This is a genomic window from Trichocoleus sp. DQ-U1 (assembly GCF_039961925.1).
Taxonomy (GTDB): domain Bacteria; phylum Cyanobacteriota; class Cyanobacteriia; order Cyanobacteriales; family FACHB-T130; genus FACHB-T130.
Genome location: NZ_JAMPKB010000004.1, coordinates 43,789 through 69,812 on the forward strand (window position 1 = coordinate 43,789; position 26,024 = coordinate 69,812).

Consider the following 26,024-nt stretch of genomic DNA (forward strand, 5'->3'; position numbering starts at 1 on the left):
TTTTTATGCCCAATATGGCGTGACTGGATGGGCTTTCCTAGGTTGGGAAAATTCATCTAATCGCAAATCCAGCTTCTGTTTGAGTTGTTGAGGAGATTTTTCTCCAATTAAAAGTCGTAGAACAATTAGCAGCAGTCGGTAAACTTCCTGTCTGTCTTTACAGCGGTATTTAGGGCAGTAGTGCGACGAGTCCCTCTGGTAGCTTTAAGATGGTATGGGTGAAGCGGGAGAACCTGAGATGGTGACTGATGCGACGCTGGAGCAGATTCTGAAATTGGCGAAGGGACGAACCGACTCCGCTGAGGTTTACTATCTATCAAGCCAAGACACACCAGTTGAGTTTGAAAACAATCGCTTAAAATCCCTGCAAACCAAAGCACTGCAAGGAGTCGCGCTGCGGGTGCTACACGAGGGGAGGCTGGGTTTTGCCAGTTCCACAGACTTGACGCGGCTGGAAGATTTGGTGGATGCTGCCGTACAAACTTCAGAAATTGGCGACAAGGCTGAGTTTGAATTTGCTGCGGATGTACAGGTGACGGAACCGGAAAAAAAATATACGCCACCAGCAACCCAGGAATTAGTGGAAGTGGGCGATCGCTTAATTTCTCAAATCCACGACTACAACTCCGATATTCTGGTAGATGTGGGGTTCCACGTCCGGACAAATAACGTAAAAATTGCAACCAGTGCGGATGTCTACGCCTCGCGCACTAGCCAAGTTGTCAGTGCCAGCCTTTCGGGGAATTTGGTACGGGGTGAAGATTTTCTCCAGGTTTATAGCTCCGATATTGCCCGTGAAGGCGTCCCAGATTTTAATCGCCTTCTAGAAGATTTGTTACGAAAATACGCTCTAGCAGAGCAGCCAGCGACCATTCAGAGCGGATCTTTCCCCGTTCTGTTTAATCCTAGAGCTGCCGCTAGTGCCATCGGACGCCTATTTAAAACGGTTCTCTCCGGTCAAAGTATCGTCCAAAAAGCCTCTCCTCTGGTCGGTAAACTGGGCGAAACCCTATTTGACGAACGCTTAAATTTATTTGAAGATCCCAGCATCGGGCCATCTGCCTGTGCTTTTGACGATGAAGGAACGCCCACCCGTCGCAAAGTGCTTATCGAGAAAGGCACGGTAAAAGAATTTTATTGGGATCGGCGCTGGGCAGCCAGGGCTGGCTGTGAGTCAACAGGAAACGGCTTTCGGGGTGGTTTGTCGCGTCCCAGCCCAGAGTTAGTAAATCTCTGCTTTGCGCCTGGGAAGACATCGACAGCGGATTTAATTGCCAGCATGGATGAGGGGGTGATTGTGGATCAGGTTCTCGGTGCTGGACAGTCGAATCAAATGGCGGGAGAGTTTTCTGTCAATCTGGATTTAGGCTACAAGGTAGAAAAAGGTCAGATTGTCGGTCGAGTCAAGAATACGATGGTGGCTGGTAGTATTTTTGAGGCGTTTAAAAATTTGGTGGATTTGGGCGATAAGCCGGAATGGGTAGGCGGGGGTAGTTTCTTGCCGAGTTTGTTGTTCCAGCAGTTGGGTGTAGCGGCGCGGCAAGGGTAACGAACGACTTCCGGCACGAGAGAAGGCAACCAGAGAAGTAAGGAGGAGAGAAAGGCGTGAAGTTAGCTGTGTTGAGTCGGAGTGCGAGGGGTGCTTTCGGTAAAGTATTGCCGAAAATGCGGGTTTTTTGGGCGATGCTGTTAGCGGTCGTATTGCTGTCGGGCTGCGTTCAGTATGATGCTGGGGTGAGGTTCGAGAATCCGAACCGGGGCGAGATTGTCCAGCATATCAAGTTGGGCGAACAACTGACTGCATTGAGCAGCGAGCAGGCACAGGAATGGTTAGATAGCCTTCAGCGTCGGGCGCGACAATTGCAAGGGAAAACGAAGCGCATCTCAAACCAGGAAGTTGTGGTGACAATTCCGTTTGCTAGCGGTGCGGAACTGGAGGAGAAGTTTAACCAGTTTTTTAATCCCTCGGCAAAGAAAGGTTCTCAGGCGGCGACAGATACAGATTTACCAAAGATTAATTCCCACCTGAGTCTGAGACAGGGGAATTTCCTGTTCTGGATACGGAATCGCTTAAGCTACGATTTGGATTTGCGATCGCTCGGCGTTCTTTCTACTAACGGTAACGTTATCGTTAGTCCCGGTTCGCTGTTCGATTTGGACTTTAGCTTGAGAACCCCTTGGGGGGCGCGGAGTGTTGAGAAGGCGGAGAATGCACTCAACCCAGTTATCTCAGAGAAAGGCCATCTGTTAGTTTGGACGCTCAAACCCGGTGAGGTGAACCATCTTGAGGCGGTATTCTGGCTTCCCAGTCCCCTCGGTATTGGTACCCTGATGATTATCTTGTTAGTAGTGGCAGGGTTTTATTTAAAATACAACCGAGGCAAGGGAAGCGGTGTCAGTTCTGCACCCCCATCGGTGCCACAGGTGCCGTAAAAAAGCGATCGCGCTTTATTCGGAGCTAACATTCGGAGCTAACAGACTGGGAGCCTAGAACAGCTTACTTGCCGTTCGGAAGCCGCTTCTGGGAATCCCAGTCGGTGGGGTAGACATCAGCCTCAGTCTGCGATTTGCGTACCAACAATGTATAAATTTCGGTAGGTATTTCAATCTCCGCTTTGTGCAAGGCTTCTTTAATCGCCTCATTCGCTTTAGAAGTGGTTTCTAAAAACTCCAAACGCCGAGAATTCACCCAAAAGCGGATTTCCAAATTCACCTTTCCAGAATCCAGTTCCCGGACAAGGACTTCTGGCACTGGTTTTGGCTGCACGCCTTTGACTTTAAGAACGGCATCAGTAATCACTTGTTTAGCAGTAGAGATATTGGCACCATAGGCAATGCCAACTGTAACCGAACTGCGGCGGTGCTTGAAAGCTGTGTTATTGATAATGCTGGCAAGGAAAACTTCTTGATTCGGGATATACACTTTCCGCCCATCATAGGTATTTAGAGTGGTTGCCCGCAGTTGGATTTGAGTAACGGTTCCCTCAAATTCCTTGATCGTCACTTGATCGCCTAACCGAAAAGGTCGGGCGGCAAGTAAAATCATCCCGGAAATGTAGTTACTGAAAACCTCTTTGAGGGCGAAACCAATCGCTACGCTAGTGAGTCCTAAGGCTCCCAGCAAGGCCCCAATGTCAAGCCCCAAGACGCCTAGAGCGATGACAGAGCCAATAACCCAGACTCCACCGTATCCCACTCGCCCCATCAGAATTTCTGTGCTGCGATCGCCTTCTGTCTCTTTCTGCGCCCATTTCAAAGCTATGTAACGCACGCCTCTAGCGCCTACCCAGGTGATGCCAACAACTACCAGCGCCCCTAAAATTGAGGGCAAGCTGCTGATGGCATCCCGTACTAGATCGCTCACCGTAAGATAAAGTCGCTGTCCAACATCAATGGCTAGGGGCGGTTTTTTGAAAGCTTGATTTAATTGGTTCGCCCATTTCTCGCCAAGCACCTCTACAGACACCCCAAAGTCGCGGGCGTCCTGTTGAGTTACTGACATTAAGACTCGGTTATTGAGTTGTAAGGTGGCTATCTTCCGTGGATTGTCTGGTTTAACGGTGACTTGCCCCAAAGCCTCTGATTGCAGCAGTATACTGGCAATCCGCCGATTAATAATTTGCGATCGCTCTTGAGCGCTGATTCCCGATAAACTACCTACTTGAAAAACTGGGCGTCCTCTGACAACAACATCAGCAAAATATTGTTCTTCAGTTGAAATCCTTACGGGTGTGGATTTTGGCGAGGTAGCCTCCTGGGCAAGTCCAGATGGAATGGTAATGAAGAAAATGCCAGTGATAACCATTAAAATCTGGAGTCGCTGTGAGCCTTGCTGCCAAGTGCAACGATGAAAAAGAATTTTCATATCCATTCCGAAGGACGACCAAATTTAGCATAATTCGCGCATTTGGCATCTGAATTCTTACTATAGATAGGGAATCTTACTCTAAGTTTCAGTTGTTGCATTTCTCTTCCCCATACTTGACTTGTTTTCCGTCTATAAAATTTGATGAGCGATCGCTTGGTGTTCGTTATTCATTTTTTTATCTGTCTTTAGGCGGATGAAAATAATTGATAATTAAAACTCTTTATTTTTAGTAAACTGCAACACTGAATAGTCTTACCCGCTCTGCTACTCTGTTGAAACAAAAATTATTCCAATGGAGAAGCGCAGTGCAAACTTCAACAAAATCCTATCTTCCAGAAGAGCTATGTAAGGCTCCAGATTATCATTTAGCTGAGAATTACCCAAAAGATTTACCAGAAGTTGAAATAGGTTCTACTAAATCTAAATACTTAGACTCCCTAGCACCCATTAGTGCTGTGCAAGTTTTTGAAGACATACCAGGTATAAAAAAATCTACTTTCTCATTTGATACAGAGACAGAGACTTCCTTTGAAGTTTGGACTATTCTACCCAACAGGGTATTACTTCCCGAAGATTTAGAGTTTCTCAAGCAAGACAAGCATCGGGTAGAATTAATCGCGAAACAACTGGTTGGAATTGGTAATTCTTGGCTGAATTCACGAATTTTTGACAAAAAAATAAAAGTTCAAAGTTGGGAAGATATTCTAAGTATTTTGGATAAGTATGAATATGCTTATGATTTAATCGATATTATTGAAGTTCCTTATAAAATTAGTAAAACAAATTTACAAAACGAATCTAGTGAAAAAGCTAAATATTGGAGTATTTCTCCACCGAGTTGGAATATTTCCCTGAAGAAAACTCGCAGTTTTAATGGATGTTATATCGTCGATGACTACAATTCATCTTATAATTTCTCGATAGAAGTTTGGATAGGCATTCCTTTTTTGAAAAATATCCAAACGGGAGAAGTCATTACAAGGGAAAATTTTCAGTGAAGATGCGATTCTACTGGGGAGACGGTAAACTATAGCACGGCAGATGTTGAGAGAACGCTGTCTAAGTCGCGATCGCCTCTACGATAGAAATCATGCGCTACTCTCTGTTAAGTCGGTTTCGCGGCACCTTGTTGGGCGCTGCATTCGGGGATTTCACCCCTTTGAGCAAAAAACAGTCTCAGCAGCCTCCTAGCTGGGGCAAAATGGCAGTTTGGGGTGCAGAAAGCTTAATTGAGCGGGGTAAATTCGATTTAGCAGATTGGCGTCACCTCACGGAAAAATTTGTGGAGATAGACGCGAACAGTGCTAACGCGCCTACGCCAGGAGCGATTATTGCCACACTGCCGATTGTGCTGTTCTCCCATGAATATAAAGCCAAACTGCGGCAAAATTTAGAACAAGTTGTCAGCATCTGGCAAGATGAGCCAGAGTTAAGAGATGGGGCGTTAGCAGTGGGATACGCGATCGCTCAATGCCTTCGAGAAAAACTCAATCGGGCTACTTTGATTCCCAAAACCCTTGCCTTCTTAGGAGATTCCCAGACGCCTCTGGTGCAACAATTAGAGCAAGTCCAAATTTTATTAGCAGAAAATGCGAGCTTAGAAATAGCGATCGCTCAACTATGTCGGAATGCCCAGCCTCAGAGTACCCCCATCGCTCTGGGTTTTTACTGCTTCCTCAGTACTCTAGAAGATTTTCGCCTGAGTGTCGCCCGTGCTGCCCGTAGCGGCTACCAACCCCCGATTACCTGCGCGATCGCGGGTGCTTTGTCAGGAGCATATAACGGTACAGTGGGCATTCCTGCGAGATGGCGGCTATCTTGGAATCAACCTAAGTGGGGAATCGCCTCAGATGCTCAGTTGTTTCAACTAGCAGACAATCTCCTTGCTGTTTGGTCTGGTGTTTATGATGCCTCAACAGCAAAGCAAGTCCAGCAAATCAGCGCTGTAGCAGCGCCCCATGTAATTCAACGGCGTTAATTTTTTTTAATACCAGCGATCGCTACTCCATGCAAGCTAAGCTGGTCAAAGAAAATTAAATTTAATCGGATAAATCCCCCAAGGGGGATAGGCAATTTAGGCAGTGTTTTGTAAGGTAGGATGAAGCCAACAAAGGGGTGCCATTAAGGGTAAAGATTGCTGTAAGGTGCCTTTTATGAATGCCAATCTACTTTTCGCTACCATCACTCCTGTCGCCTAAAACGACAGCCATACTATAAACATGAAGACGCTTCAGTCATTGACGCACCAGCTTGATCAATGGCGGCGGACGTACCAGCCCCTTCGCAGTCTTTTACCTTCCCGACTTGTTGATTCGCCTGCCGCTATACCAGGGCAAGGTCTAGGATTAGGTCTTGGCGCTACTCTCCAAAACCGCGGAAACCGTCCTCGGATTGTTTGGCTGCTGGCAGTGGTGTCCCTCACCGGAACAATGGGGCAGCGCTACTACAATGCGCCAAAGCTCGCCGTCGGCAAGATAGCACCGCAGACGATTCGGGCAACCTTTGACGCTAATGTCGTAGATACTTTCACCACAGAAGAAAAACGGAAGGCAGCCCGCACAGGTGCCGTGCCCGTCTTGACGATCCAGCAAGACGTAACCGAACAAGTTTACGATGATTTGGAGCGATCGCTTCGTACCGCCGACGACCTCCGACAACTAGCCGGTTCTTTTCCAATGGTTCCGACTGCCATATTGTCTGCTGCCACTCAGATTGACCTCCGCAAGTGCGCGGAGTGGGAGTGGCGCTCCATATTGGCAGCGGTGGACACTGACATGAAAGTGAATCAACCCCAGTCAGGGTTATTGCCAGATGCCAACGGTCAATCGAATATTTCCGCAACCCCTGCTGTTGCCGAACTCCAAGCTTACCACCAGGCCGCAAGTCCTCAAGATTTTTTAGCCCTAATAAGCACGATTAACCAAGCCCGCGCGCAATACGCCAAAGCTGTCGCCGCCTTCTCAGATGGCAATCCAGAAAGGCGCTACGATGCCTCCCTGCTTGACTTATCGAATGAAGCTTGGCAGCAAACAAAAACCGGCATCCCCCAGGTTGCCGAACGGATGCTCACCCAAGGGATTCCCCCAGGCTTGCCTGACAGTATCTTACAGCAAGCGTTGAGAGTGCAAATGAATTTGCTCGTTCCCCCGGAGGCTGAGCCGGTGGCAACCCAAATGTTGCTCTGGGGACTGCGCCCCAACTTAATAGAAGATCCAGAACAAACGAAACAACTGGCAGAACAGGCAGCAAAAGCGGTGGCACTGCAAACGATCGCAGTTCGGCAGGATGAGGTGATTGTCCGCGCCGGTGAAACCATCTCCCAGGAAGATTTTGTGCTGTTAGAGTATTTTCAATTAAGCCGCCGGAGCCTTAGCTGGTCTGGATTGATTGGTTTTGGAATTCTGGTCACGGGTGGCGTGTGTACGTTCTGGCGGGTGGAACGGCGATTTAATCCCCAAATCCGGCAACGAGATCACTTGCTGATATTGCTGCTGACTTTGAGTACGCCAGTGCTAGTGAGTTTGGGTATTCGCTATACGAATTTGCCAGCAGTTGGTTTATTGGTGGGCAGTTTCTACGGTTCTGCGTTGGGTGTCACCGTTGTGGGACTGCTGGGTGGCGTGTTATCGGTTAGCCTGCCCATTACTTGGGATTGTTTGGTGGCGGGTGCTGCGGGTGGAATTATGATGAGCTTACTGGCAGGGAAAATGCGATCGCGCGAAGAACTCGCTTTCCTTGGCGTTGGCGTCGGATTAACTCAAGGCACTGTCTACCTGATTGTGAATTTGATTCTCGGTGCCGCAACGGGTTCAATTTGGTACACCGTACTCCAAGAAGCTGCCTTATGCGGTTTTTCCGGTTTAGCCTGGAGTATTGTGGGGCTAGGTCTGAGTCCCTATCTAGAACACGTCTTTGACTTGGTGACACCGATTCGTCTGGCGGAACTCGCGAACCCCAACCGTCCCTTGTTGAAACGTTTAGCCGCCCAAGCTCCCGGCACTTTTCAACATACGCTGTTCGTTTCCACCCTAGCAGAAGCCGCAGCGCGGGAACTGGGCTGCAATGTAGAACTTGTTCGAGCAGGTACTTTGTACCACGATATTGGGAAAATGCACGATCCATTAGGATTTATTGAAAATCAGATGGGCGGTCCTAACAAGCATGATGAAATTAATGACCCCTGGAAGAGTGCTGAGATTATCAAAAAACACGTAACTGAGGGCATGGTAATGGCGCGGCGATGCCGTTTGCCCAAGGCAATTCAGGGGTTTATCCCGGAACACCAGGGAACAATGTTGATTGCCTATTTTTATCACCAAGCGCAGCAGATAGCCGAGAAAGACCCGACGAAAATTGTGCGGGAGGAAGATTTCCGCTATGATGGGCCGATTCCTCAGTCGCGAGAAACGGGGATAATGATGTTGGCAGATTCCTGTGAGGCAGCATTGCGATCGCTTAAAGATGCGACTCCAGAACAAGCCCTCTCCATGATTAACAAAATTCTCCGCGCCCGTTGGCAAGACAGCCAGTTAGCTGAGTCTGGGTTAACGCGAGAAGAACTATCCCGCATTGCGGAAGTTTTCGTCCAAGTCTGGCAACAATATAATCACCAACGCATTGCTTATCCCAAATTTACGGTTAGCTCAGACAAAGGATGTAAAGCATCCGTTTAATAGAAGAGGATTCGCGTAGCTGCGCTCTACTTCGCAGGCTGAGAAAAACACAATTAGCAATTCGCTGCTGAGAAATAACCTTGAAGCAGTCCAATTACGACTTCTGGTTGCTCTAAATGAGGTAGCACTCCCGTTCCTACAATTGGCTGAAACCGGCGAATTGCTTTTGGATTGAGTGCAGCCAAACGTTTCCCTAGATTCACACTGATAAATTGTGCCTCCTCACCCCACAGGATAAAAGTCGGCACCGTCAATTGCTGGATATACAGGGCGAGGTCAAAATAAAGATCGCCCCGCAAAAATGCCAGCGCTGCGTATTCCCCATTTGGCTGCTGCGCTGACGCCAAATAAGCCTCTACTATCTCTTCCGACAATCGTTCTGGCTTAGTAAATAGGAAGCGTTCTAGAAAACTCCGCACCGCCACGTCGTTTGTCGCCCCAAGCGTATAAATTAGCTTATCTAACAGCGGAGTTCCAATTACTTGAAGCGGTAATCTGCGCCCAGCATCTTGCCCAAAATCGGCAAATCCAGACGGACATACTAAAAATAGCGATTGGGATAACTCTGGACGTTCAATAGCCACACGGATAGCGAACGCCGCCGATAGCAAAGATGCCACCACTTTTACAGGGGTAAAACTTTGCTCTCCTCCAGAAATCGCAACTTTTTCAATAAACTCCGTTAGCGTCTTCAAATAGTCTGAAATTTGATAATCTCGGACTGGATGAGCCGACTCTCCCCAACCAATTAAATCTGGGGCGAATATGCGGTGAGTCGTCGCAAAAGCCGGGTACACTTTCGACCACTCGTAGGCAGATGCTCCACCACCAAAACCATGCAGGAAGATTAACGGTGGCAATTCAGCTTGTCGTTGCCCTAACCACGGTTCCTCTACTGCGGTATAGTAAACCATCGAACCGAGGGAGGTTTCTATGACTTTTTGCTCAAAACCAGGCGGTTGAAACTGAAGCATAGGCGCTAACAAACCTTAAGCTTACATCTTTAATTTTGCGTACTTTTGTGCTTACCTTGGTGGCCTTTGCGTTAAAAAAAGCTAATTTTAGGCTAAAGGAAATAGTAGCCTATAAATCTGTATTTACTGGAGCAAAATCAATGGCAATTACAACTGTAAAGAGCAATAACTGATTCGGGAACAGTAATTGTTAACTCACCCAACAGAGCGAGATTGAAAGCGAGGATACGATCGCACATCGAGTAGTGTAGTCTAATTCGCGTCCGTCCGCTGGCGATCGCATCCTGTTCCCATCCGTTCAAACGTCAGTATCGCCATAAGTTTGTCTCCAGCTTTCTGCTTGCTGAAATTTGATACCTGCGGCTTTTGCAGCATTTCTGTCATCCGAGCGGTCGCCTACCATTAAAACCTTCTCTGGCAAGTGCTTTTGTATTGCCAAATTCAACATTCCTGGATTCGGTTTGCGAAACTTTCCAGATTCAGAGTGCTGGCTGTAGTTAACAATATCGCTGGGGGTTACGCAAAAACACTTTTTTCCTTCAAAGTCAGGACAGAAATAAATTTCTTCTATCTCTGGTAATAATCCCAAAGTGTATTGCTGCTCTTTAATGCAACTTTGCAGAGATTTTTTACCACTGGCGACACCCCCTTGATTGGTTACGCCGACAATTTTCCAGCCAGTCGCGGCAAAGTAAGCGATCGCTCCCTCAGCGCCTTGAATAATCTGCTGATCGCCGGGACGCTGGATAAACTTGTGATTTGAGAGTGGCGATCGCACGGTGCCATCAAGATCGAGGATGAGTAAGTTAGTCTCAGCATTGACAGATGAAGGATCTTGCTCCATTAGAGAGTTGTTTTCAAGTCAGTTGGCTATTAAACCAAGATAAGGGGAAAAGTCAGCTAAGAACGTGGAATCTTACAAGAAAATGACGAATCAAAATAACCGATCTAAATGGGATTTCGGCAGATTTTTGCAAACGCTGACCTATTTCGAGGTGATTCCTTTCTTCAACTGCCTTCAGCGGTTACTGCAAGGTCGCACCAAGGATAATCAAGACAAACCTACTGGAGGAAAGCGCGTGGGAGTGATACTGGTTGCTGGGGCGACGGGTGGTGTCGGTAAACGAGTCGTGCGGCGACTGGTTGAACGGGGTTATCCAGTGCGTGCCCTCGTCAGAAATACTCAGAAAGCGCGGGAAATGCTTGGCGACAACGTAGAACTCTTTGAGGGAGACATCACCATCCCAGAAACGTTGACTCCGGAAATGATGTCGAACGTTAGTGCTGTAATTTGTTGCACTGGTGTTCGGGTACAGCCAGTCGAGGGCGATACACCAGATCGGGCGAAGTATTATCAGGGTATCAAGTTTTATATGCCCGAAGTCGTTGACAGCCCGGAAATCGTGGATTATCAAGGCATCCAGAACTTAGTGCAAGTTGCTGCCAACTCCTTCACTCCTCTTACGGAGGGGGGATCTGTCGAAAAAGTGGTGTTTGATTTTAGCAACCCCTCCGATGACATCAAAGATACATGGGGTGCGGTGGATGATGTCGTTATGGGTGGCGTAAGCCAGAGTGCGATGCAACTGGTGGAAGGCACAGCCCTGTTTGCTGGCAACGTGTCAACCGACAACTCTGGTGGCTTTGCTTCCGTCCGTACCCGTAACTTTGACACTCCGATAAATTTGGCAGGATACGAGGGTGTGGAATTGCGCCTCAGAGGCGATGGAAAACGCTACAAATTTTTCATCCGCACTGAATCCAGATGGGATGGGGTTGCTTATTCTTATTCTTTTGATACCGTAGCCAATACCTGGATCGATGTTCGCGTTCCCTTCGCTGACTTAACTCCCGTGTTTCGCGCCAAAACTTTGCAAGAAGGCGAAGCAATTAACCCTAGCAAAATTTGCTCGTTCCAGTTGATGCTGAGCAAGTTTGAATACGACGGAGAATTAAATCCAAAGTTTTCACCGGGAGGCTTTGTTTTGCAGGTGGAATCTATCAAAGCTTATGGCGGCGCGGTGCCTCAATTTATCATGGTCAGTTCGGCAGGTGTAACTCGTCCTGATCGTCCTGGCATTAATTTAGAGGAAGAACCACCCGCGGTGAGAATGAATGACCAACTAGGAGGAATCCTTACTTGGAAATTGCGCGGGGAAGACAGTATCCGCGAAAGTGGAATTCCTTACACAATTATTAGACCTTGTGCGTTGACTGAAGAACCGGGAGGCAAGGCGTTAATTTTCGAGCAAGGTGACAATATTCGGGGCAAAGTCAGCCGGGAAGATATTGCCGAATTGTGCGTGCGATCGCTAGAACAACCCAAAGCCTGTAATCTCACCTTTGAGGTAAAAGAGGCCCAAGAGAGTCAAAGTTCTCCCGACTGGGAAAGCTTATTCTCTAGCTTGCAAAGCGATCGCATTCCAGCAATCAAATCCTAAAACAACAAAACTTCTTGCATCTGCGGTTTCACAAAAAAACAACTGCGTGCAAGAAGTCTACTATCTTTACAAACATTTGCTTGTCCCTACTTAATTCCCTCAAATTGTCCTAGAAAAGTTGGTTGAGGACGGAGAAGATTCACCTCCAAAACGGCTTTTACAGTCGCGAGTGCTTCCCGCGTCGTATAGGATTTCATTACCCCATCTCCATACCGTCCCCAATCGGGTGTACCCAAGCCGATCGCATTCACACCTAATTGACGGCAAGTATACACGGCGCGTGACAGGTGGAACTGCTGCGTGATGACAACCGCCTGCGTCACCCCAAAAATCTCTCGTGCGCGATAGCAACTTTCATAAGTGCTGAAACCAGCATAATCCAGAGTAATATCAGCAGCCGGTACACCGCGATCGCTTGCGTAGCGCTGCATCACGCTCACTTCATCGTAGTCGGTGCGGCTATTATCGCCCGTCATTAAGAGTTTTTTAACGCGACCCATCTGATAAAGTTGCACAGCCGCTTCCACCCGATCGGCTAGCATCGGTGTGGGGCTACCGTCGGGCAATACGCCTGCACCAAGAACAATGGCGACACGCTCAGCCGGAACTTGGGCAGGATCGGTATAGCGATCGCTTCTGGTAACTGCACTCACATAGTAGATCGTCGCTGGAGCGATCGCGGCACTTCCCAACAAGAGGAGCAGAAAAACACGACGCCAGTAAGACAAAAACCATTGACGCACGCTCAATCAAACTCCCCCCAAACGTTATCAGAAATCTGTTCTAGCTAGCCTCAAGGAATTGCATCCCAACTCCGGAAAATATCAATCGGTCAAAATAACCCCTTAAAAAGAAAAACCCCTGGCTTGTCTCCAGGGGTAAACATCAGGGTGCATCTAACTAATCTTTGTTTTACATAGACAACGTAGCTATATCCGGAAGAAAACTAATTTCTATACCTCTACGTCTTCAGTTGTTCTTCCGATCGGAATTTGAAAGATTAACGAGCGAATCAACTTTGTCTAATTAGGCAGAGTAGGAAACGCCCAGCCTGTCTAATCCACGTTTCACGCTGCGCTAGCAGTGGCAAAGAACAACTTCTCCAAGTTTTGTGGCTGCATAAATGCTACGTATTGAGGGGCAATCTCCGGGGGTAGCAGTTCAATCAATAGCTTGTTCTCAATCCACAACTCGATCACATCAAAAAACGAGTCCCGGTTACAGCGCAGCACGCGCCAGCCTTCACGGGTGGCAATCTTCTCAATCTGTTCTTGGCTCGTCGGTACAGATATGGCAGCATGGGTAGCTGTAAACGGTGAGTACAAAACGTTTTGAATGAATGCTGCCTGCTCGTAACCTTCACCAGGTATCATTTCGGTACCAACCGGATAAATCTCAATCATCGTCCCGTACTCATCGCCAGCAATAACGATATAACTGCCTGGATTTGGTGGGAATGGGGCAACCTTCCCATTCCATATCTCTGCAAAGACATTGGCGACGTGAAGGGGATTTTCAGCGGGGAGAGAAATGTGGTGAATCATAGAGAGTGACTGCTCCTGAAGGAAATCGCTGCAAGAATTTAAATTAGGTACTTCTGAAACATCCATCTGAGTCATTGAAATTTCGCAAACAGCCAGGTTGTTCCCACAAAGTTCACCCGATTGGGTGAGTTTCCATCACCTGATTGCATGACTTAAATCGAGGTGAATCCACTTAAATCTTTTGTGCGCGATCGCTTTCAATCGAATTCAGGACTCTTGGAACTGAAAATAAAGCTAACAGTAGCACCGCTCTGTTTCTAAGGGAAATTTCTGGTTGGATAGGGTGCTTTGATAAATCTTTGCGCGATCGCCTTGATCTGAAGCACCATTAACCTTTGACGCCGCTCCCTGCATCTGTCGGCACAATATATCGCTGCAAAAAGAGGAAGACAAGCAGCACTGGAGTAATGGAAATGACAGAACCCGCTGCAACCAGTCGCCAATCTAGAGATAATGCCCCGGCAAGGGTGGCGACGCCTAAGGGGAGGGTGTAATATTCGGGTCGGTCGAGGACAATTAAGGGCCAGAGAAAGTCACTCCAAGAACCGATAAAGACAAAAATTGCCAGCGTTACCAGTGCTGGGCGAATTGCTGGAAGCATGACGTGCCACCACAAGCCTAGCTCCGAGCAGCCATCCATCCGAGCCGCTTCTTCTAGTTCTTTGGGCACGCCCTGAAATGCTTGCCGCAGCAAGAAAATCCCGAAGGCAGAGGCGATGCTTGGCAAAATAACACCCAAATAGGTATTTCTCAAACCTAGCTGTACGGTCAAGATGTACAGGGGAATCATCACGATTTGGAACGGAATCATAATCGTGGAGACGACAGCCGCAAAAACCATGTCCCGCCCCCGAAAATCCAGCCGTGCCAAGGGGTAAGCGGCAAGCGAGCAGAATAGCAGATTTAAGCCCACTGTCAGCACTGCCACCAGGGTACTGTTGAACAAATACTGACCAAAGGGATTGGTTTGCCAAACGGTGATGAAGTTCTGGAATGTCGGCTCTTGTGGCACTATCTGGGGTGGGAACTGAAAGATATTTTCAGTGGGAGATTTTAAGGAAGTACTGATGAGCCAAAGTAGAGGAAAAAGCATCACTAGCGCGATCGCTCCCAGGAACCCATACATCCAAAAAGTTTTAACTTTTGAGTTTTGAGTTGTAAAAACGCGATATATCGCGTTTGTTTTTTGAGTTTTGGAATTTATCATTGGGTGACAATAGCTGTTTTCTTTAATTGGAATCAGTCAATAAAAAATAAATAATTATTTCTATTATTATTAATAATTTATGATGTTTATTTTTGGAAAAATCTTGCTTTTAATCTAATTAAGTCATATTATAGTAAGTGTATTGGTCTAATCAAATGCTTGTTCTAAGTAGGTGGTTGGAGCGCAGAGGACAATGTCCTCTGCGCGGAAATTAAAAAATAAAAATTGAGAAATTGAGATTTCATCGCATCATCCTCAACCCCGTTTCTGTACAGATGCCCTGCAAAGATTTATCCCAGCTATCAATTGGCAACTCTAGGGAAAAAGCAAAGTCAAAGACAATGCCGATAGTTAATTTGGTTGCCCATTCAGATGAATTGAGCAAGCGATCGTAATAACCACCACCATAACCTAAACGATATCCCCGCACATCACAAGCTACAGATGGCACAAGAATTAAATCTACCTCTGTTGAGTGTAAAACAGGGCTATCTGGGTGCGGTTCAAGAATACCATAGGCACCTTTTTGTAGGGAGTCTCCAGGTTTCCAGAGATGCCAAATAAGACGATCGCCAACACACCGAGGAAATCCCCATTGGCGACGAGCGCTAATGAGAGGGCTAAGGTCAGGTTCTTGCCGAAAACTGAAATAAGCTAAGACCGTTTTGGATTGGGTAAATAGGTGGGAAGATTCCAGGTGGGTACAGATGCGATCGCTCTTTTCTCTCCATTCCTCTACAGGCAGCAATTGCCGTGTTTTGAGAAGAGATCGCCTCAATTGCTGTTTATCCAGTTGATGATCGACTTTGTTCACAAGTCTTATAACTTAAGGTTTGTGGCGAGGGGGGGCTATCGTCCATTCCGTGACTCGATATCCTGCGGACTTATTTTGCGATCGCTATTTTCGCTCCTGACAACGCAGAAACCCGTTTTGTTCGGCAAAACGGGTTCTTTACACTGGCGAGTTTTTCACGCTTACTCAGCGTGCTGCCGATACCAATCGATCGTGTTCTTCAGCCCTTGCTTGAAGTCCACTTGGGCTGTGAAGCCAAACTCTTGCTTCGCCCGTTCTGTATCTAAACAGCGGCGCGGTTGACCGTTCGGCTTATCGGTTTCCCAGATAATTTCGCCCTGATAGCCCATCAGTTCGCAAATCAGTTCTACCAAATCCTTAATAGAGATTTCATAACCCGTTCCCAAATTGACGGGTTCTGCGCCATTGTAGTCCTGGGTACCCATGACGATACCCAAAGCCGCATCTGTAGAGTAGAGAAACTCACGAGTGGGACTCCCATCGCCCCATACAGGTAGCTGCTTATCGCCTCTAGCTTGAGCTTCGTGGACTTTGCGAATTAAGGCGGGGATCACGTGGGAACTCTTGGGATCGAAGTTATCTTCCGGGCCGTACAAGTTCACTGGTAACAGGTAAATGCCGTTAAAGCCGTACTGCTGCCGGTAGGATTGGAGTTGCACCAGTAAAGCTTTCTTCGCAACGCCATAGGGGGCGTTAGTTTCTTCCGGATAGCCATTCCAGAGGTCATCTTCTTTGAATGGTACTGGCGTGAACTTGGGATAAGCGCAGATAGTCCCTACACAAACAAATTTTTGAACCCCTGCTTGATAGGCAGCATGAATCAGTTGAGTGCCCATCATCAGGTTGTCGTAGAATAATTCAGCGGGTTTTACCAGATTCAGACCGATGCCACCGACGTGAGCGGCGAGGTGAATCACGACATCCTGCTGCTCAACGGCGCGTTGACAGTGTTCTAAGGAGCGGAGATCGTACTCGCGCGATCGCGGTATCGTAATCTTGTTTTGATCGGCTCCGGCTTTACACAACCGATCTACGACCTGACGCCCCAAAAAACCAGCTCCGCCAGTGACGAGAATCCGTTTATCGCTTAAATCTAAAGTAGCCATATCTCTTGCCATCCTCCACTGGATTCAGGATATCTCCAAAAATTGATGAGTGATGAGTTTTGCATTAACTCATCACTCATTACTCAGTAGGGAACGGGGATCGCTCTTGCCCCTACAAGTCAAAACGACTTAATCGTGCATACTACCTACATTCTGGCGAATCGTAGCAAGATCCAGAGGTGAGTGCGAACCATTACCATTTGGACAATTCAAGCCCAAAGCTTGCATATCCGCTTCTACCATCAAGCGAACTAATTCTTCAAAAGTAACCGATGGTTTCCAACCCAGCTTTTGGTGCGCCTTCGTGGGATCGCCAATCAGTAAATCTACTTCCGCTGGGCGCAAATAGCGTTCGTCAAACTCTACGTAGTCTTTCCAATCTAGATTGACGTGTTCAAAGGCAATATCCAGGAATTGACGAATGGAGTAAGTTTCTCCTGTGGCTACAACGTAATCATCCGCTTCCTGTTGCTGTAGCATCAGCCACATTGCTCTTACATAGTCTTTTGCATAGCCCCAGTCCCGCTTGGAATCGAGATTGCCCAGGTAGATTTTTTTCTGCTTCCCGGCAACAATGCGAGCGATCGCTCTGGTAATCTTGCGCGTTACAAACGTCTCTCCTCGCCGCGGACTTTCATGGTTAAAAAGTATCCCGTTACACGCAAACAGCCCGTAGGATTCTCGGTAATTCACCGTTTGCCAGTGAGCGTAAAGCTTCGCACAAGCATAAGGACTGCGAGGATAAAACGGTGTGGTTTCCTTCTGAGGCACTTCTTGTACCTTACCAAACATCTCAGAAGAACCCGCCTGATAAAACCGTACCTCAATGCCAGTACGTTGTTGGTAGTCCCGAATCGCTTCCAAAAGGCGTAGCGTCCCCATCCCAACCGCATCAACGGTGTATTCCGGCGAGTCAAAACTAACGCGGACGTGGGATTGGGCACCTAAATTATAAATTTCTACCGGCTGGACTTGTTCTAAAATCCGGCGTAGAGTTGTGCCATCGGTTAAATCGCCATAGTGCAGAAACAACCGCACCCCCTCTTTGTGAGGGTCTTCATACATATAATCGATTCGGTCTGTATTAAATGTAGAAGTCCGGCGAATGATCCCGTGAACCTCATAGCCTTGCTCAAGCAAAAATTCGCTCAAGTAAGAACCGTCTTGTCCCGTAATGCCCGTAATTAGCGCTCGCTTGCGTTGCGTCATACTTAGTATTCCCTATAGCCTGTGACGAAACAATCGTCTTAACAGTAACTGGTAATTATCCTGTAAGCTTTCTCTCGCTAACATTGCAGCAAGAGTCACTTGCACCCAAATTTATGAAAAATCCCTCTGTAAGTAGAGGAAATCCTTAATTCACTCCTTACGTTAACGCAAAATCTCTGGCGCAACATCAGGAATATACGTAGATTCTTCTAAGCCTCGGCAATAAGACTTACGTATTTCGACGGTGGACTAAATGTTGAGCAAAGAAGAGGGGAAAAGCTTCTTGCAAGAGTACCTACAATACCTGTTGCATAAATTCTGAGCGACACAAATTAATTAATCGCCATTACAACAACCAATTTATCTAAACTCTGAAATTAGACATGAAGAGTTTACCTGCTGTAGAGGCAAGCGTAACTCCCAGCGCTGTACTAACTCATCAAACGATGAACGACAAAATACTACAGCTCTCTCTACACAAGGAGGAAAGCTGTAGGAGCCGTTGTTCAAAGAACTTGACTTGAGTTATAGATTGCCGAACATTAGCTATGTTTCAGTAGGCACCATTGTCTTTGGGGGAAACGACAACGCCAATTGTTTTTACAACTAGCCACAAATCCAGCCAGAAATTCCTGGCATTGACGTAATAGACATCTATCTGGACTCGGCGCGGATAAGGGATGTCATTGCGCCCAGAAACTTGCCATAATCCGGTGATTCCAGGTCGAATCGTCAGCACTTTGTCAATGTGATGTCCGTATTTTGACAACTCCTCGGCAACGAGAGGTCTTGGCCCGACAACGCTCATGTCCCCTTTAAGAACGTTCCAGAATTGGGGAAACTCATCCAGGCTAGTTACCCGTAGGAATTTACCAATCCATGTAATTCGAGGGTCGTCTTTGAGTTTGAAATTATCCTCGAATTCCTGACGCAGATGAGGTGAGGTTGCCATCATTTGCAGCAAAACTTCGTCTGCATTTGGCACCATCGTTCTGAATTTGAGACAGCCAAAAGGCTGATGATTTTTCCCGATTCGTTCCTGGACATAAAAAATGGGACCTCGTGTGCTAAGAGCAATCAGCAAGGCCAACAACAGGTAAACGGGAGAAAACAAAATCAAAACCGACAGTGAAAACAGAACATCAAAACATCGCTTAGCGAAATCTCGGTCTAGACGCTGTAGGGGGAGGTCTTGCTGTTTGCTCAAACCTCTGGGCCTACCTGTCGGCGCGAGTGGTTGAAAACCTCGCTTCACGAACGCCCACAACATCTTGCCGGAGATAAGTTGGCTTTCGGCAGTCATCTTACTCCTTCACTTCACACCACACAGTCCCGATCATAAAGCCACAAGACGCCTGAAGACAGCTAATGGAGTCCCAGAAAGTAGAATTTGGTCATTAGTCATAGGTCATTGGTCATTAGTCATGGGTTTTTAGCAATCGGCTAAAGAGCATGACTGATGATTAGGGACGAATGGCTGAGGATGACTGAAATTCTTGATAACAGCTCTCTAGAAAGGCTAGATAGCGCTTCTGGAAAGTTTGAGGGGCAAACTGAGAAGCGCGGACTCTAGCAATCTCCGGATTAAATAATCCTTGCGATGCTTCAAAGGTTTTTACCGCTTCTATCAAAGCCGCTTCTGTTTGGGCTGGAAAAAATAAGCCAGTTCCCTGTGTCGGGTGTTCCCGAATATCCAGAACGGTTTCTAATGCCCCACCAGCACCATAGGCGATCGCAGGAGTGCCACAAGCTTGGGCTTCTACCAACGCCATGCCAAAGTCTTCACAGGCTGCATATACAAATGCTTTTGCTTGAGCCATATACTGCTCAACAACATCATCTGGTTGTGACCCTAGCACTTTTACATTGGGTTTCGCTAGCTGGCGCATTTCGTCAAGTTCCGGCCCCGTGCCAATCACCACAAGCGGGCGTCCCAGTTGGTTAAAAGATCGGACAATTAAAGATACTTGCTTGTAACTCACCAGCCGGGAAACGGTGAGGTAAAAATCTTCTTTTTGGGGCTGAAAGGAAAACCGCTCAACATTGACGGGTGGATAAATGACTTCTGCTTGCCGCCGATAGCAGCGCCAGATGCGACGTGCGGTGTGTTGGGAGTTGGCGATGAAATAATCAACGCGGTTTGCGGAGAGTACATCCCACTGACGCAGTTGATGAAGGAGATACCGCGTCAGGATGCCTGGGAGACCCCGCCCTAGTCGGCTACTGTCTAGATAATCAAAAGTTAAATCCCAGGCGTAGCGCATGGGCGTATGGCAGTAGCAGATATGCAGTTGTTGTGGGCTGGTGAGGACTCCTTTGGCGACAGCGTGGGCAGAGGAGAGAATTACGTCATAGTCGCGTAAGTCTAGTTGTTCAATTGCTAGCGGCAATAGAGGGAGATATTTTTGGACGCCACTACGGGCTTTCGGGAAGTGTTGCAGGAATGTGGTGCCAATGGGGCGATTGAAGAGATAACTTTCAGGATTGGTGGATTCAAAGTCAATTAGGGCATAGAGGTCGGCATCAATGTGCTTGAGGATTTCACGGACAACGAGTTCTGACCCGCCAGTAGCTTCGGGGGTCAACCATTCATGGACGAGAGCATATTTTAATGACAAAGCTGACTTCACAGTTGCGCGTACTTAAGGGCTGAGTGTAAATTTTACTCACTCCTCAGCCCGCGATCGCTAGCTCAAGAGCGATCGCTGTAGACTCTAAGTGCATTACCGCACTTTTGCACGCCTGACACTGGATTACAGGGAATTAAAAATAGACTTCCTAGAACTTAGCTTAGAAAAATAGCCTGATTCTTCTCTTCTACTACTTTTTTGAGCTTTAGAGAGCGAGTGGAAATCGCAGGCAGCTTTTGGTTAACTTCCACAGTAACTGTTTATCCCGTTTACTAAATTTTTTTCTGGATTATAGGATTTCTGCAATTTTTTAAATCCAGCGTCAACTGCGGGAAAATCCCTTTTTTTGAGAGCTGAAACATATTCGCGAGTTGCCTTACTACTCTCTCGATACATTCTAATAAAATCAGCTTGAAACTTTTTAAGCTTTGGATCGTTGACGCTAATATTTTTCATTTTTTGAGCTGATTTATCCCAAATCTCGGCTGTTTTAGCTAGCGCTTCTGGAGAGCTATTCTGACCTCCATTGGTCACGGTTTTGGTTTCATTCACCGTTTCATTGGTAATCTTGAAAATCTTTTGACACTGAGTGATTTTGCTTTCGGTGCAACTGACAATCGAGAAACTGACGGCGGCAGTCACGGGAAGGATGACAGCGTACCGACGAAGAAAGTGCATGAAAACTCTCCTGATGAGTTGATGGGTACTTCCACTTTATTTCCCTAGGATTGACAGCCAATCGGGATACGATGGCAAACCAGAGACCGAGATTAAGATTCGGTCTCTTCGGTTGCTTCAATGGCATCCACAAGGCGTTGTAAAGCTTCTGTTAGCTGCATCAACCGCACAAGAGAATCATCTTGGGTTTCTGCCAAGGTTTGCACCGCATCGCTTAAGGCAAAAATTTGATAGTGCTGCTGTTGGACTTGATGCCCCTGTTCTTGTACTTGAATGGTCAGGGCATCCACTCGGTCAGCAAGGCGGTTAATTGTCTCATTAGTGGCAATTACTGCCTCCCTAAGGTTTCCCTGTTGTTGTACTTGAATTGTGAGAGCATCTACTCGCTCGCCAAGACGGTCAATTGTGTCAGCGCTGGCAAGTACTGCCTCTGCAATTTGTTCAACAATCGATTCTAAACGACCTAATCTAACTTCCACTCCAGAATTATCCATGACGATGCTGATGCCATTGCCAAGCGTCAGCAACGATTTTACTCAGGTCTGCGTATTGCGGACACCAACCGAGGATTTTTTTTGCTTTATCGCTGCTGCCGACTAAAATAGGGGCGTCCCCGGCACGGCGATCGCGTTCTACTGCTTTGATCTCCCGCCCCGTGACCGCCTTGGCTGTCTCAATCACTTCTCTGACTGAGAAACCGTTGCCATTGCCTAAGTTAAAGACATCGCTCGTTCCCCCTTGCAGGAGATACTCTAGCCCTAAAACGTGAGCATCTGCTAAGTCGCTGACGTGGATGTAGTCCCGAATTCCGGTGCCATCTGGGGTCGGGTAATCGGTGCCGAGAATGAAGATAGATTCCCGTTTGCCCAAAGCTGTCTGAAGTACTAGGGGAATCAGGTGCGTCTCTGGCTCGTGATCCTCACCGAGTAAGCCATCGGGATTCGCACCAGAAGCATTGAAATAGCGGAACGCCACGGACTTTAAATCGTAGGCAATATCAAAATCTGCCAGAATTTTCTCTACCATCCACTTACTCGTCGCGTAAGGACTGAGGGGATTTTGGGGATGGTGTTCGGTCATGGGAACTTCCTGGGGCATCCCGTAGATGGCGCAAGTGGAAGAAAAGACAAATTTCTTCACGTTTGCTGCCACCATTGCTTCTAGCAGTGTCAAAGTGCCAACGACGTTGTTCTGGTAGTATTTGGCGGGATCGGTGACGGACTCTCCCACCGCAATATAGGCGGCAAAGTGCATAACTGCCGCAATGTTGCGAGTGGCAAAGAGTTGGTCGAGGAGAGCGCGATCGCTCATATCTCCCACTACCAGTTCTACTTTGAGTACATTTTCCACCAATTCCCGATGTCCGTACACCAGGTTATCTAATACCACTACCCCATAGCCTGCCTTGATCAGCGCCAGTACAGCATGGGTTCCAATATATCCAGCTCCACCCGTCACCAGAATGGTTGGTTTGACTTGCGACACGTTCAATACCTTCTCAAACTTTGAATCAGTGCTTTATAAGGATAGCTAACTGAGGGCAATGCGTTGTCCTCAGTAAGAGAGCCTGTGTTCCTTATAAATACTTTCCTTCACCAAACTAGCGATCGCATACCTCTTTCGTCTGAAAATCGCACAGAAACGCGGAAGCATCCCCATTTCTGTGCGATTCAAAATTATATCTTAGAGATTTTTGCGGCTAAGCTTACAACCCAGCGCTTTAGTGACCTTGATTACTTTTGAGGGAGCGCGCGATCGCTTTGTTGTCGGGGAACAAACAGGGTTTTAGAGCTTGCCGGTGGTTGATTGCGGCGATCGCGGTGTTCTTGACAGCGAGGCAACCTGTGTAAAAGTGGCAGCTTTTCATCTTCGAGACTCTCTACCGTACACAAAATCGGTCTTTGATTTTCTGCACCCGCTACTGGTACAGGTGAGAGTGTATTTCCTTGAAAGTCTGTCACAATTTCTGTCTTGGGTTGGTTCCCAGGTTCCGGTTGGGGATTTGAACTGGGTATGGGGGTAGGAGTTGGCGCAGGACTTGGCACGGGAGTTGGCGCAGGACTTGGTGCAGGAATTGGCGCGGGAATTGGCGGTGGAGGAGTGGTATTGATCGTAATATTGCCCTGAACAGTTCCACCGGGGAAAGATTCGGGGGGCGAAATTGTCGAAGTGCCCGTGGTGATGGCTTGGGCAGTTCCATTCGTCGTGGGATCGCCAACAACAAATGGAGTCGAGGGGACTGGAACTCCCCCGTGATGATTGATATTAATGGCTCCACCCCCGCCCGTTCCGGTCGTGTTAATGCTGGGGTTATTGTAGGTAAAAGTAACAAACTTATTATCAACGGTGAGATTCTGTCCCGCCGCGATAGTTACATTACCGCCAGTGCCACTGCCAAGACTCTGAGCATCGATGATTTTGGCGGCGATATCATTACCAGCAATCAGCGTGATGTCACCGCCATTGCCAGAGGAAGAGCAAGAATTGCACTTAGAACTGGAATCTATGGTTTCAGTCTTGATATTGCCTCCGGCGCTAATTGCGATCGCGCCGCCAGTCCCAGCAGCAGCCGTGCCAAAGTTATCAGAAGAGGAAAAGATATCTCCGGTTGTAATATTTCCCGATGGGGCGCTGAGGGTAATTGCACCTGCATTACCAGGGCGATTGCGAGAGTCTAAATTGTAAACTTGATTAACTGGATCGGCGGCATTAATAGAACCGCTGGTGCTGCTAATACTTATATTTCCACCAGACGACTGAATGGTTTGAACATTAATATCACCCGGTGCCGAAAAGGTAACATTTAAAGGTTCCGCTGGTCCCAATAAATCATCAGATTTAATGGTTCCTGCAACTGTAATCGTTCCATCTGAGGTAGGAGATTTCACAAAGGTTGTGTAGGAGGGATTTGCCCCTGCATCGTCAAAATATTCGGGAGGGGCACCCGGAAAGGGTTCGGCGAAGGGTACGTTATCAGTTGTCCCAGTCGCACCTGCTTGTAAAATCAGGGCACGACTATTAGGATCTACCTCTGGATCGATCGCATTAATGACGATATCTCCACTAATCGTAATTTTTCCGGCTGCGATTATCTTCAGGGAAGCACCCGTATAAGAATCAAGCATGACATCACCATCAGACGTAATGATGGGGTCATAAATACTTTGAAACTTGCCGCCAGCTCCCGATAAGTTGAGAATTGAGAAATTCCCCCCTGCTGAATAGTGAGCATCTCCAGAAATCACTCCATCACTGATTAAACTGAGATTGCCGCCACTTTGAAAGGGTGTTTCTGGGTGATTCAGTGCCAAAATATCAACCGCTTTATTGCCTTGAACGGTGAGATTCCCTCCCGCCTTTGCCACAAAAGGAGTCGCGACGCTATCCCGCACTCGCACGGTATCTTTTGCCAGCAAATTCATATCCCCAGATGTCTGTATTTGGCTTTCAACCAGAGTCAAATTATGGTTGGCTGAAAGTGTAGCTGTTCCCGCATTGAGCTGACGGACTACCACATCCCCCGCTTCTACTTTGATACCAGAACCTGTTAGTTCTACCTCTCCTTTGCTATTTGTAGTCAGTCCAGTGGCATTTCCCGCTTTGCTACCTGTTAGTAGCTGGGGTAGAGAGGAAACTGTTGCGGTTGAGGACTGACTAGCATCAGGAGAAATGGGTTGAATCTCCAAACTTAGCAATTGTCCGGGTTGACTAATCCGGACTGTATTCTGACCCGGTACTGCTGCCACAATTAGTTTACCGCTTGGTGCTGACAGAGTTCCCTGGCTAACAACAGTGCCACCCAGCAAGGTAAGATTTTGCCCTTCTTTAACTGCTAGTTCTCCGGAGTTGACAATAGCACTCGGTTGAGCAGTATTAAACGAATAACTGCTGGGCATTCCCGTTAAGGTTGCGTAATTATTATCGCCGCTAGCATTAAAAGAATTAGAGCCAAAACCAATCCCTGTGGCACTGGTTGCGGTAAAGCTTCCCGGCACATCCAATCTGGCATTGGCACCAAATATAATCCCCGATGGATTCATCAGGTATAAATTAGAATTTCCTCCGCTGACTTTAATTAAGCCATCGATTGTAGAGGGATTGCCACCCACCACTCTACCTAAAATATTTTCAATTTTTGGATTAGAAATAAAGTTAGCGATTTGGTCTGCATTGAGGTTAAATTGCTCAAAGCTGTGGAAAAGGTTTGCTCCATCACCAGACAGTTTTCCTCCGCCGATATTGATTGTATTGCCTTCAGGAGCGGCAATTGTGCCCGTACCGTCTTGAGCTGGAACAATCGTTTCTGCCTGTGCCGGTTTCACAGCGATCGCTGGTGCAACGGCTAGTAAGCCAAGCAATACGCCAGAACTTTCAAAAGCTGATTTCATCTGGTGTTAACCCATTGGGATCATGATTTATCCTGCTCCTCATTACCAGGATTGATAGAACTATCAGGATCTCAAACAGGCTTCATTAATAAATAAATTAAATATTTTTAAAAGCGAATTTTATTAAACTCTATTTGTGTAAATATAGGGATAAAAATACTTTTATATTGTACGCAAAAATACGAATCAATAGCTAATTCTACGGTTAACTATAATTTCTATTTTTAAATAAAAATATATTTGTACTTTGGCAATGCTTTAATAATATAAAACCTGTGTAAATTTACTGAAAATCGAAAAGTTTTCCGGATTGACAGCTATAACAAAGAACTATTTAACAAGGCTTGTTGCAAGAAATTTTACAAAGTTAAAATTACGTATATTCGCGGAGGATTAAAATTCCTATTTTTGGTAAAGGCTCTATTTCAGATTACAACTTATTCCTCGATCTGAGACTGCCGGATTTGTTAGGAAACCGACAAATATTGAGTC

Annotated in this window: 22 protein-coding genes; 7 read left to right on the forward strand and 15 right to left on the reverse strand. The window is 47.0% G+C overall.

What is annotated here, in order from left to right:
• The first annotated feature begins 241 nt into the window (after positions 1 to 241).
• Together NDI34_RS02695 and NDI34_RS02700 are read left to right on the forward strand one after the other, a co-directional pair.
• Positions 242 to 1,549 carry a metallopeptidase TldD-related protein gene (locus NDI34_RS02695; protein ID WP_190410915.1) on the forward strand — a complete coding sequence of 436 codons (1,308 nt, stop codon included), beginning with the start codon at positions 242 to 244 and terminating at the stop codon, positions 1,547 to 1,549.
• 56 nt (positions 1,550 to 1,605) lie between these two features.
• Complete coding sequence (locus tag NDI34_RS02700; RefSeq protein ID WP_348231769.1) at positions 1,606 to 2,433, forward strand: DUF3153 domain-containing protein; 828 nt, start codon at positions 1,606 to 1,608, stop codon at positions 2,431 to 2,433.
• Positions 2,434 to 2,497: 64 nt separating this feature from the next.
• On the opposite strand, the gene NDI34_RS02705 is transcribed toward NDI34_RS02700, so the two are convergent.
• Positions 2,498 to 3,865 (reverse strand): mechanosensitive ion channel family protein, encoded by a 1,368-nt coding sequence (locus NDI34_RS02705; protein ID WP_190410670.1) that lies wholly within the window; start codon positions 3,863 to 3,865, stop codon positions 2,498 to 2,500.
• Positions 3,866 to 4,173: 308 nt separating this feature from the next.
• Here NDI34_RS02705 and NDI34_RS02710 point away from each other — a divergent pair, with 308 nt between their 5' ends.
• The 3 genes from NDI34_RS02710 (at position 4,174) to NDI34_RS02720 (ending at position 8,541) form a co-directional block, all read left to right on the forward strand.
• A complete protein-coding gene (locus tag NDI34_RS02710) occupies positions 4,174 to 4,866 on the forward strand; it encodes a hypothetical protein (RefSeq protein ID WP_190410671.1) in 693 nt (230 codons plus the stop codon).
• Between the two features lie 92 nt (positions 4,867 to 4,958).
• Positions 4,959 to 5,846, forward strand: coding sequence for an ADP-ribosylglycohydrolase family protein (locus NDI34_RS02715; RefSeq protein WP_348231770.1), 888 nt, complete (start codon positions 4,959 to 4,961; stop codon positions 5,844 to 5,846).
• Between the two features lie 241 nt (positions 5,847 to 6,087).
• A complete protein-coding gene (locus NDI34_RS02720; protein ID WP_348231771.1) occupies positions 6,088 to 8,541 on the forward strand; it encodes an HD family phosphohydrolase in 2,454 nt (817 codons plus the stop codon).
• A gap of 53 nt (positions 8,542 to 8,594) precedes the next feature.
• Here NDI34_RS02720 and NDI34_RS02725 read toward each other — a convergent pair whose 3' ends face one another.
• On the reverse strand, positions 8,595 to 9,515 hold the full coding sequence (locus tag NDI34_RS02725) for an alpha/beta hydrolase (RefSeq protein ID WP_348231772.1): 921 nt from the start codon (positions 9,513 to 9,515) through the stop codon (positions 8,595 to 8,597).
• Positions 9,516 to 9,813: 298 nt separating this feature from the next.
• Positions 9,814 to 10,359 carry an HAD-IIIA family hydrolase gene (locus NDI34_RS02730; protein ID WP_348231774.1) on the reverse strand — a complete coding sequence of 182 codons (546 nt, stop codon included), beginning with the start codon at positions 10,357 to 10,359 and terminating at the stop codon, positions 9,814 to 9,816.
• An 82-nt stretch (positions 10,360 to 10,441) separates the two neighbouring features.
• On the opposite strand from NDI34_RS02730, the gene NDI34_RS02735 reads away from it, so the two are divergent.
• Positions 10,442 to 11,956 carry a CIA30 family protein gene (locus tag NDI34_RS02735; RefSeq protein ID WP_348231775.1) on the forward strand — a complete coding sequence of 505 codons (1,515 nt, stop codon included), beginning with the start codon at positions 10,442 to 10,444 and terminating at the stop codon, positions 11,954 to 11,956.
• Between the two features lie 86 nt (positions 11,957 to 12,042).
• On the opposite strand, the gene NDI34_RS02740 is transcribed toward NDI34_RS02735, so the two are convergent.
• The 9 genes from NDI34_RS02740 to NDI34_RS02780 form a co-directional block, all read right to left on the reverse strand.
• The gene (locus tag NDI34_RS02740) at positions 12,043 to 12,660 is read right to left on the reverse strand and encodes an ElyC/SanA/YdcF family protein (protein ID WP_348231836.1); all 618 of its coding nucleotides are present in this window, start codon (positions 12,658 to 12,660) and stop codon (positions 12,043 to 12,045) included.
• A 363-nt stretch (positions 12,661 to 13,023) separates the two neighbouring features.
• Positions 13,024 to 13,500: a hypothetical protein gene (locus NDI34_RS02745; RefSeq protein WP_190535420.1), complete on the reverse strand. Its 477-nt coding sequence runs from the start codon at positions 13,498 to 13,500 to the stop codon at positions 13,024 to 13,026.
• Between the two features lie 328 nt (positions 13,501 to 13,828).
• A complete protein-coding gene (locus NDI34_RS02750; protein ID WP_348231776.1) occupies positions 13,829 to 14,707 on the reverse strand; it encodes a carbohydrate ABC transporter permease in 879 nt (292 codons plus the stop codon).
• A 241-nt stretch (positions 14,708 to 14,948) separates the two neighbouring features.
• Positions 14,949 to 15,521 carry a 5-formyltetrahydrofolate cyclo-ligase gene (locus NDI34_RS02755; RefSeq protein WP_348231777.1) on the reverse strand — a complete coding sequence of 191 codons (573 nt, stop codon included), beginning with the start codon at positions 15,519 to 15,521 and terminating at the stop codon, positions 14,949 to 14,951.
• Positions 15,522 to 15,682: 161 nt separating this feature from the next.
• Entirely contained in the window at positions 15,683 to 16,627 is a 945-nt protein-coding gene (locus NDI34_RS02760) for a GDP-L-fucose synthase (protein WP_190410679.1), read from the reverse strand.
• Positions 16,628 to 16,756: 129 nt separating this feature from the next.
• Positions 16,757 to 17,836: a GDP-mannose 4,6-dehydratase gene (gene gmd, locus NDI34_RS02765; RefSeq protein ID WP_190410680.1), complete on the reverse strand. Its 1,080-nt coding sequence runs from the start codon at positions 17,834 to 17,836 to the stop codon at positions 16,757 to 16,759.
• Positions 17,837 to 18,389: 553 nt separating this feature from the next.
• Positions 18,390 to 19,139 carry a sugar transferase gene (locus NDI34_RS02770; protein ID WP_190535423.1) on the reverse strand — a complete coding sequence of 250 codons (750 nt, stop codon included), beginning with the start codon at positions 19,137 to 19,139 and terminating at the stop codon, positions 18,390 to 18,392.
• 160 nt (positions 19,140 to 19,299) lie between these two features.
• On the reverse strand, positions 19,300 to 20,454 hold the full coding sequence (locus tag NDI34_RS02775) for a glycosyltransferase (protein WP_190530367.1): 1,155 nt from the start codon (positions 20,452 to 20,454) through the stop codon (positions 19,300 to 19,302).
• A 252-nt stretch (positions 20,455 to 20,706) separates the two neighbouring features.
• Positions 20,707 to 21,018, reverse strand: a complete 312-nt coding sequence (locus NDI34_RS02780; protein ID WP_190410682.1) for a hypothetical protein — start codon at positions 21,016 to 21,018, stop codon at positions 20,707 to 20,709.
• 27 nt (positions 21,019 to 21,045) lie between these two features.
• Here NDI34_RS02780 and NDI34_RS02785 point away from each other — a divergent pair, with 27 nt between their 5' ends.
• Entirely contained in the window at positions 21,046 to 21,192 is a 147-nt protein-coding gene (locus NDI34_RS02785; protein WP_190432807.1) for a hypothetical protein, read from the forward strand.
• Positions 21,193 to 21,236: 44 nt separating this feature from the next.
• Here the strand turns inward: NDI34_RS02785 and NDI34_RS02790 are convergent, their stop codons facing one another.
• The 3 genes from NDI34_RS02790 to NDI34_RS02800 form a co-directional block, all read right to left on the reverse strand.
• Positions 21,237 to 21,638, reverse strand: coding sequence for a hypothetical protein (locus tag NDI34_RS02790; protein ID WP_190410684.1), 402 nt, complete (start codon positions 21,636 to 21,638; stop codon positions 21,237 to 21,239).
• Entirely contained in the window at positions 21,631 to 22,629 is a 999-nt protein-coding gene (gene galE / locus NDI34_RS02795) for a UDP-glucose 4-epimerase GalE (protein WP_190410685.1), read from the reverse strand. The genes NDI34_RS02790 and galE overlap by 8 nt, the downstream gene beginning before the upstream one ends.
• 248 nt (positions 22,630 to 22,877) lie before the next feature.
• Positions 22,878 to 25,532, reverse strand: coding sequence for a filamentous hemagglutinin N-terminal domain-containing protein (locus NDI34_RS02800; protein WP_348231778.1), 2,655 nt, complete (start codon positions 25,530 to 25,532; stop codon positions 22,878 to 22,880).
• Positions 25,533 to 26,024 lie beyond the last annotated feature (492 nt).

Bases quoted from the DNA above. Each gene is read 5' to 3' on its own strand.
- NDI34_RS02705 (WP_190410670.1), bottom strand. From the start codon at position 3,865: ATGAAAATTCTTTTTCATCGTTGCACTTGGCAGCAAGGCTCACAGCGA.
- NDI34_RS02715 (WP_348231770.1), top strand. From the start codon at position 4,959: ATGCGCTACTCTCTGTTAAGTCGGTTTCGCGGCACCTTGTTGGGCGCT.
- NDI34_RS02720 (WP_348231771.1), top strand. From the start codon at position 6,088: ATGAAGACGCTTCAGTCATTGACGCACCAGCTTGATCAATGGCGGCGG.
- NDI34_RS02725 (WP_348231772.1), bottom strand. From the start codon at position 9,515: ATGCTTCAGTTTCAACCGCCTGGTTTTGAGCAAAAAGTCATAGAAACC.
- NDI34_RS02730 (WP_348231774.1), bottom strand. From the start codon at position 10,359: ATGGAGCAAGATCCTTCATCTGTCAATGCTGAGACTAACTTACTCATC.
- NDI34_RS02735 (WP_348231775.1), top strand. From the start codon at position 10,442: ATGACGAATCAAAATAACCGATCTAAATGGGATTTCGGCAGATTTTTG.
- NDI34_RS02745 (WP_190535420.1), bottom strand. From the start codon at position 13,500: ATGATTCACCACATTTCTCTCCCCGCTGAAAATCCCCTTCACGTCGCC.
- NDI34_RS02750 (WP_348231776.1), bottom strand. From the start codon at position 14,707: ATGATAAATTCCAAAACTCAAAAAACAAACGCGATATATCGCGTTTTT.
- NDI34_RS02760 (WP_190410679.1), bottom strand. From the start codon at position 16,627: ATGGCTACTTTAGATTTAAGCGATAAACGGATTCTCGTCACTGGCGGA.
- gmd (WP_190410680.1), bottom strand. From the start codon at position 17,836: ATGACGCAACGCAAGCGAGCGCTAATTACGGGCATTACGGGACAAGAC.
- NDI34_RS02770 (WP_190535423.1), bottom strand. From the start codon at position 19,139: ATGACTGCCGAAAGCCAACTTATCTCCGGCAAGATGTTGTGGGCGTTC.
- NDI34_RS02790 (WP_190410684.1), bottom strand. From the start codon at position 21,638: ATGGATAATTCTGGAGTGGAAGTTAGATTAGGTCGTTTAGAATCGATT.
- NDI34_RS02800 (WP_348231778.1), bottom strand. From the start codon at position 25,532: ATGAAATCAGCTTTTGAAAGTTCTGGCGTATTGCTTGGCTTACTAGCC.